Genomic DNA, 555 nt, shown 5'->3' with positions numbered 1-555 from the left:
AAGTGGAGCCTAGCGGGATCGAACCGCTGACCTCCTGCGTGCAAGGCAGGCGCTCTCCCAGCTGAGCTAAGGCCCCATGTTTTTGGGAATTTGGGAATATCGGGAAGACAGGATTTGAACCTGCGACCCCCTGGTCCCAAACCAGGTGCTCTACCAAGCTGAGCCACTTCCCGTTAATAAAAGCGCGCCCGAGAGGAGTCGAACCCCTAACCTCTTGATCCGTAGTCAAACGCTCTATCCAATTGAGCTACGGGCGCATATGGTGCCGAGGGCGGGGGTCGAACCCGCACGGTGGTCACCCACCGCAGGATTTTAAGTCCTGTGCGTCTGCCTGTTCCGCCACCCCGGCATGTCATATTGAAAATTGGAGCGGAAGACGGGATTCGAACCCGCGACCCCAACCTTGGCAAGGTTGTATTCTACCACTGAACTACTTCCGCAAGACATGTATGAGTTATTTTATTAAAAGTGCGGGTGAAGGGAGTCGAACCCCCACGCCAAAGGCGCTAGATCCTAAGTCTAGTGCGTCTGCCAATTCCGCCACACCCGCATATT

Annotated in this window: 6 tRNA genes; all 6 read right to left on the bottom strand. The window is 55.3% G+C overall.

Going from position 1 to position 555, the window contains the following annotated elements:
* Positions 1-3 precede the first annotated feature (3 nt).
* The 6 genes from COC96_RS26920 to COC96_RS26895 all read right to left on the bottom strand — a co-directional run bounded on the left by COC96_RS26920 (position 4) and on the right by COC96_RS26895 (position 550).
* Positions 4-76: transfer RNA gene (locus tag COC96_RS26920), tRNA-Ala, on the bottom strand.
* 23 nt (positions 77-99) lie between these two features.
* Positions 100-173 (bottom strand) — tRNA-Pro (locus COC96_RS26915).
* 10 nt (positions 174-183) lie between these two features.
* Positions 184-257 (bottom strand) — tRNA-Arg (locus COC96_RS26910).
* Positions 258-260: 3 nt separating this feature from the next.
* Positions 261-349 (bottom strand) — tRNA-Leu (locus COC96_RS26905).
* A gap of 16 nt (positions 350-365) precedes the next feature.
* Positions 366-440, bottom strand: a tRNA-Gly gene (locus tag COC96_RS26900).
* 29 nt (positions 441-469) lie between these two features.
* A tRNA-Leu gene (locus COC96_RS26895) sits at positions 470-550 on the bottom strand.
* Positions 551-555 lie beyond the last annotated feature (5 nt).

It is taken from the genome of Bacillus cereus, assembly GCF_002577405.1.
GTDB classification, from domain to species: Bacteria; Bacillota; Bacilli; order Bacillales; family Bacillaceae_G; genus Bacillus_A; species Bacillus_A cereus_AU.
Note: the sequence above shows the minus strand (reverse complement) of the source record. Positions and strands in the feature narration are given on the sequence as shown.